This is a genomic window from Citrobacter sp. Awk 4 (genome assembly GCF_028069725.1).
In the GTDB taxonomy this organism is placed as follows: Bacteria; Pseudomonadota; Gammaproteobacteria; order Enterobacterales; family Enterobacteriaceae; genus Citrobacter_D.
The window spans coordinates 37,330-44,049 of record NZ_JANEWG010000038.1 but is presented as its reverse complement, the minus strand read 5'-3'; the positions used below and the strand labels follow the sequence as shown (position 1 = coordinate 44,049).

The 6,720-nt window shown below is 53.0% G+C and carries 5 protein-coding genes; 1 reads left to right on the top strand and 4 read right to left on the bottom strand.

The annotated features are described in order from the left end of the window. Positions 1-213: 213 nt before the first annotated feature. Together guaA and guaB are read right to left on the bottom strand one after the other, a co-directional pair. Entirely contained in the window at positions 214-1,791 is a 1,578-nt protein-coding gene (guaA, locus tag NNO04_RS15960) for a glutamine-hydrolyzing GMP synthase (protein ID WP_271445522.1), read from the bottom strand. A 68-nt stretch (positions 1,792-1,859) separates the two neighbouring features. Next, the gene (guaB, locus tag NNO04_RS15955; protein ID WP_271445521.1) at positions 1,860-3,326 is read right to left on the bottom strand and encodes an IMP dehydrogenase; all 1,467 of its coding nucleotides are present in this window, start codon (positions 3,324-3,326) and stop codon (positions 1,860-1,862) included. 161 nt (positions 3,327-3,487) lie between these two features. On the opposite strand from guaB, the gene xseA reads away from it, so the two are divergent. After that, the gene (gene xseA / locus NNO04_RS15950) at positions 3,488-4,870 is read left to right on the top strand and encodes an exodeoxyribonuclease VII large subunit (RefSeq protein ID WP_271445520.1); all 1,383 of its coding nucleotides are present in this window, start codon (positions 3,488-3,490) and stop codon (positions 4,868-4,870) included. Between the two features lies 1 nt (position 4,871). Here the strand turns inward: xseA and NNO04_RS15945 are convergent, their stop codons facing one another. Then, complete coding sequence (locus NNO04_RS15945) at positions 4,872-5,090, bottom strand: zinc ribbon domain-containing protein (protein WP_271445519.1); 219 nt, start codon at positions 5,088-5,090, stop codon at positions 4,872-4,874. A 63-nt stretch (positions 5,091-5,153) separates the two neighbouring features. Then, on the bottom strand, positions 5,154-6,626 hold the full coding sequence (der, locus tag NNO04_RS15940) for a ribosome biogenesis GTPase Der (RefSeq protein WP_162379101.1): 1,473 nt from the start codon (positions 6,624-6,626) through the stop codon (positions 5,154-5,156). Between the last annotated feature and the right edge of the window lie 94 nt (positions 6,627-6,720).

Below are 6,720 nucleotides of genomic sequence, written 5' to 3'. Positions count from 1 at the left end.
GTTATTAAGTGCGATGCTGAGTACAGGATATTTATTTCACCACAAGAAAATTAGTTAATATATTTCAAATTTATTTTTATTCTTTCAAAAAAACAATTCATCTAAAAATTTTCGCGCCTGGAAATTTATAACACGCATAAAAAAACCCTCTGTAAAAACAGAGGGTTGATTGCGTAATTGGATAGTTATGATTCGCTATGAACTAGCGGTACATCATTCCCACTCAATCGTCGCTGGCGGCTTGCCGCTGATGTCATACACCACGCGGGAGATGCCGTTCACTTCGTTGATGATGCGGTTGGAGACGCGACCCAGGAAGTCATACGGCAGGTGCGCCCAGTGCGCAGTCATGAAGTCGATAGTTTCGACAGCACGCAGGGAAACAACCCAGTCGTACTTACGACCATCGCCCATCACACCCACAGAACGTACCGGCAGGAAGACGGTAAATGCCTGGCTCACTTTGTTGTACAGGTCAGCTTTATGCAGCTCTTCAATGAAGATAGCATCTGCACGACGCAGCAGATCGCAGTACTCTTTCTTCACTTCACCCAGCACGCGAACGCCGAGACCCGGCCCCGGGAACGGGTGACGGTAGAGCATGTCGTACGGCAGGCCCAGTTCCAGACCAATTTTACGCACTTCATCTTTGAACAGCTCACGGAGCGGTTCAACCAGCCCCATCTTCATCTCTTTCGGCAGGCCACCCACGTTGTGGTGAGATTTGATGACGTGTGCTTTGCCAGTCGCAGAAGCCGCAGACTCGATGACGTCAGGGTAGATGGTACCCTGCGCCAGCCATTTAACGTCTTCCAGTTTCAGCGCTTCTTCGTCAAACACTTCAACGAATACGCGACCGATGATTTTACGTTTCGCTTCTGGATCGTTTTCACCCGCCAACGCGTCGAGGAAGCGTTTTTCGCCTTCCACGTGAACGATGTTCAGACCGAAATGGTCACCAAACATGTCCATCACCTGCTGGGCTTCGTTCAGGCGCAGAAGACCGTTATCCACGAAGACGCAGGTCAGGTTTTTGCCAATAGCACGATGCAGCAGCATGGCGGTGACAGAGGAGTCAACACCGCCGGAAAGACCGAGGATCACTTTATCGTCGCCCACCTGCTCGCGGATGCGGGCAACGGCGTCGTCGATAATTTTCGCCGGGGTCCACAGCGCTTCACACTGGCAAATATCGCGCACAAAGCGCTCCAGCATACGCAGGCCCTGACGAGTGTGAGTAACTTCCGGGTGGAACTGCACGCCGTAGAAGCGTTTTTCTTCGTTGGCCATAATGGCAAACGGGCAGGTTTCGGTGCTGGCAACGGTGACAAAATCAGCCGGGATCGCCGTCACTTTGTCGCCGTGGCTCATCCACACATCCAGCAGTGGTTTGCCGTCAGCGGTCAGGGAGTCTTCGATACCGCGAATCAGGGCGCTGTCGGTTTTCACTTCAACTTGCGCATAACCGAACTCACGTTCGTTAGAGCTTTCAACATGACCGCCCAATTGCATTGCCATGGTCTGCATACCATAGCAAACGCCGAAGACAGGAACACCCGCTTCAAACACGTACTGCGGTGCGCGTGGGCTATTGTCTTCAGTGGTACTTTCCGGACCGCCGGAAAGGATAATGCCGCTTGGATTGAATTCGCGAATTTGTGCTTCCGTAACATCCCACGCCCACAGTTCGCAGTAAACGCCAAGTTCACGCACGCGACGCGCCACCAGCTGAGTGTACTGAGAACCGAAATCCAGGATGAGAATGCGATGTTTATGAATGTTTTCCGTCATTGACGCTAATTCCGAGGCAAGTGAAACAGATTAAATAAATCGCCCGACACAAGGTCGGGCGAAGAAAATCAGGAGCCCAGACGGTAGTTCGGGGACTCTTTGGTGATCGTCACATCGTGAACGTGACTTTCCTGAATGCCCGCACCGCTGATGCGTACAAACTCTGCTTTGGTACGCAACTCGTTGATAGTACCACAACCGGTCAGTCCCATACAGGAGCGCAGGCCGCCCATCTGCTGGTGAATAATCTCTTTCAGGCGGCCTTTATAAGCAACGCGACCTTCGATACCTTCCGGCACCAGTTTGTCAGCGGCATTATCGCTCTGGAAGTAACGGTCAGAAGACCCTTTGGACATCGCGCCAAGGGAACCCATACCACGATAAGATTTGTAAGAACGGCCCTGGTACAATTCGATTTCGCCCGGGGATTCTTCGGTACCAGCCAGCATGGAACCGACCATCACGGCAGCTGCGCCTGCTGCGATCGCTTTCGCGATATCGCCGGAGAAACGGATACCACCGTCAGCGATAACCGGAATACCGGTACCTTCCAGCGCTTCAACCGCGTCAGATACCGCGGTGATCTGCGGAACCCCTACGCCGGTAACGATACGGGTAGTACAGATAGAACCAGGACCGATACCGACTTTCACCGCGCTCACGCCAGCGTCAGCCAGCGCACGTGCGCCAGCGCCAGTCGCCACGTTGCCACCGATGATTTGCAGATCCGGGTATTTTGCACGGGTTTCACGAATACGCTGCAGAACGCCTTCAGAATGACCGTGAGAGGAGTCGATCAGCAGCACATCAACACCAGCAGCCACCAGCGCATCAACGCGCTCTTCATTGCCCGCGCCTGCACCGACTGCCGCGCCAACGCGCAAGCGGCCATGCTCATCTTTACAGGAATTCGGTTTACGTTCCGCTTTCTGGAAGTCTTTAACGGTAATCATGCCGCGCAGGTGGAAACCACCGTCAACCACCAGCGCTTTTTCAACGCGTTTTTCGTGCATTTTCGCTAATACTACGTCACGGGCTTCGCCTTCACGAACGGTGACCAGACGCTCTTTCGGCGTCATATAAACGCTCACCGGCTGGTTCAGATCGGTCACAAAACGGACATCACGGCCAGTGATAATACCGACCAGTTCGTTGTCTTCAGTAACGACAGGATAACCGGCAAAACCATTACGTTCGGTCAGCTCTTTGACTTCACGCAGCGTGGTGGTCGGCAGGACTGTCTGCGGGTCGGTTACGACACCCGACTCGTGTTTTTTCACACGACGAACTTCTTCAGCCTGGCGCTCAATAGACATGTTCTTGTGGATAAAACCGATGCCGCCTTCCTGCGCCAGGGCAATCGCCAGACGCGCTTCCGTCACGGTGTCCATTGCTGCAGAGAGCATAGGGATGTTCAGGCGAATGGTTTTCGTTAACTGCGTGCTGAGATCGGCAGTATTCGGCAGAACGGTAGAATGAGCGGGAACGAGGAGGACGTCGTCAAACGTCAAAGCTTCTTTAGCAATACGTAGCATGGGCAATATCTCTGACCTGGGGGTGGTTAAATATTGCCGTGGCATTATACAGAGCGGAACCGATTGCTTCCACACTTTTTTGCAAATAATACTTGCGCTCCTCTGTGGGCGGGTTACTATCGACTGAATAACCTGCTGATTTAGAATTTGATCCCGCTCACATGTTATCCGCTCAAACCTCCTCAATCTTTACTGTTAGCCGCCTCAACCAGACGGTTCGTTTGTTACTTGAACAGGAAATGGGACAGGTATGGATCAGCGGCGAAATCTCAAATTTTACCCAACCCTCTTCCGGGCACTGGTACTTCACGCTAAAAGACGATACAGCCCAGGTTCGCTGCGCGATGTTTCGCAACAGCAACCGCCGCGTCACTTTTCGCCCGCAGCACGGTCAGCAGGTTCTGGTTCGCGCCAATATTACGCTCTATGAACCGCGCGGCGACTATCAAATTATTGTCGAGAGCATGCAGCCTGCGGGTGAAGGGTTACTTCAGCAGAAATATGAACAGTTAAAAGCCAGTCTGCAGGCTGAAGGTCTTTTCGATCAACAGTTAAAGAAATCACTTCCCACCCCGGCACACTGTGTAGGGGTGATTACCTCTAAAACCGGCGCTGCGCTGCACGATATTCTCCACGTCCTTAAACGTCGCGATCCGTCGCTGCCAGTGATCATTTACCCGACGGCCGTACAGGGCGATGATGCGCCGGGGCAAATCGTCCGCGCCATTGAACTGGCGAACGCACGCAACGAATGTGACGTGTTAATTGTCGGGCGCGGCGGCGGTTCACTGGAAGATTTATGGAGCTTCAACGACGAGCGCGTGGCGCGGGCCATTTTTGCTAGCCAGATTCCGGTGGTCAGCGCCGTTGGCCATGAAACCGACGTCACGATTGCTGATTTTGTTGCCGATCTGCGGGCACCAACCCCTTCCGCAGCAGCGGAAATCGTCAGTCGCAATCAGCAGGAATTGCTACGCCAGGTGCAGTCTGCACAACAACGGCTGGAGATGGCGATGGATTATTATCTCGCCAACCGCGCGCGCCGTTTTACCCAGATCCATCACCGCTTACAGCAGCAACATCCGCAACTACGGCTGGCACGCCAGCAAACCGCGCTGGAGCGTCTGCAAAAACGGATGCGTTTTGCCCTTGAGAACCAACTCAAGCGCGCATCGTCGCAACAGCAACGACTGGTTCAACGCTTGAATCAGCAAAGCCCACAGCCGCGAATTCATCGCGCCCAGACACGTCTCCAGCAACTGGAATATCGCCTGGCGGAAACGTTGCGTGCGAAGCTCAGCGCTACGCGTGAACGTTTTGGCAACGCCGTGACTCACCTTGAAGCAGTCAGCCCACTTTCAACACTGGCGCGCGGTTATAGCGTAACCCGCACTGCCGATGGCGCTGTGCTGAAGCAGGTTAAGCAGGTGAAAGCGGGTGAAATAATGACCACTCGACTGGAGGATGGCTGGGTGGAGAGTCAGGTTCTTGATATCACGCCGGTGAAACTGAAGCGTAAACGCAGGCCTGCGGCGAAATCATGATTCAGTCTTGAACCACAAACTCTACGCGTTTTTTTGAAATTAACCCATGTCCGTGCTGGCAAAAATAATCTACGGCACCGCAGGCTTTTAAAACCTGCAAGGGTTGATGGCAATCAGGGCATCGGGCTTCCAGTTTGAAATCTTTTTCACATGACGCACAATGCGCTGTTTCGCCATTGCGTTCCAGTAGCTGGTGACAGACGGGACAAATGAGTTCCATACATCCTCCTCACATTCCTGTTGATGACACCCTCCCCGGAACGGAGAGGGCGATAAAGTCAGATTACTTACTTTTCTTGATGTGCTTGATCAGACGCTTACGCTTACGCATCTGGGTTGGGGTCAACGTATTGCGTTTGTTGGCATACGGATTTTCCCCTTCCTTAAACTGAATGCGGATCGGTGTCCCCATCACTTCCAGCGACTTACGGAAGTAGTTCATCAGATAGCGCTTGTAGGAGTCCGGCAAGTCTTTGACCTGATTACCGTGGATCACCACGATTGGCGGGTTATAACCACCGGCATGGGCATATTTCAACTTCACGCGACGACCACGTACCAGCGGCGGTTGATGATCTTCTGCCGCCATCGTCATGATACGGGTCAGCATCGCCGTGCTCACACGACGCGTTGAGCTGTCGTACGCCTCACGAATAGATTCAAACAGGTTACCCACACCGCTGCCGTGCAATGCAGAAATAAAGTGCACGCGGGCAAAGTCGATAAAGCCCAGACGGAAGTCCAGCGTCTCTTTTACCTGCTCTTTGACTTCCTGGGTCAGGCCATCCCATTTGTTCACCACAATAACAAGTGAGCGCCCACTATTGAGGATGAAGCCCAGCAACGACAGATCCTGATCGGAAATACCTTCGCGTGCGTCAATCACCAGCATCACCACGTTGGCGTCTTCAATCGCCTGCAACGTTTTGATAACGGAGAATTTTTCTACCGCGTCAGTGATTTTACCGCGTTTGCGAACACCCGCTGTATCAATCAGTACATACTCACGCTCGTCGCGCTCCATCGGAATATAGATGCTGTCACGCGTTGTGCCCGGCATGTCATAGACGACAACACGATCTTCACCCAAAATGCGGTTAGTGAGTGTGGACTTACCTACGTTCGGGCGACCGACGATAGCCAGCTTGATCGGCAGATCTTGCGGGTTGAAATCATCTTCCGGCTCTTCTTCACCGTTTTCTTCGGCTGCAAGCTTCGCCCAATACTCCGCGTCTTCATCAACTTCTTCCTGCGGAGCAACATCATCCATCCACGGCAGCAGCACGTGTTCCAGCAGGCTCAGTACGCCACGCCCATGAGATGCCGCAATCGGGTGGATTTCGCCTAAACCCAGTGAATAGAAATCGACGATTGCCTGGTCAGGATCAAGTCCGTCAGTTTTGTTGGCAACGAGGAACGTCGGTTTCTGGCGAGAACGCAGATGCTGGGCGATGGCTTCATCGGCTGGCATCAGTCCTGCTCGCGCATCAACCATGAACAACACCACATCGGCCTCTTCAATCGCCAGCAGCGACTGTTCCGCCATACGCGTCTCGACACCGTCTTCAGTGCCATCAATACCGCCGGTATCAATGCAGATAAACTCACGACCTTCAACTTCCGCACGACCGTACTTACGGTCACGAGTCAGACCCGGGAAATCCGCAACCAGCGCATCTCGGGTGCGAGTTAGACGGTTAAATAACGTGGATTTTCCGACGTTAGGGCGCCCGACAAGCGCGACCACAGGTACCATGTTTAAAGCCTCATTTAAAAAATCATCAGACAACGCGCACATTTTATGCCGTTGTTAAAAACAGTAAAACGGCCCCTGCACCAGGAGCCGTTTT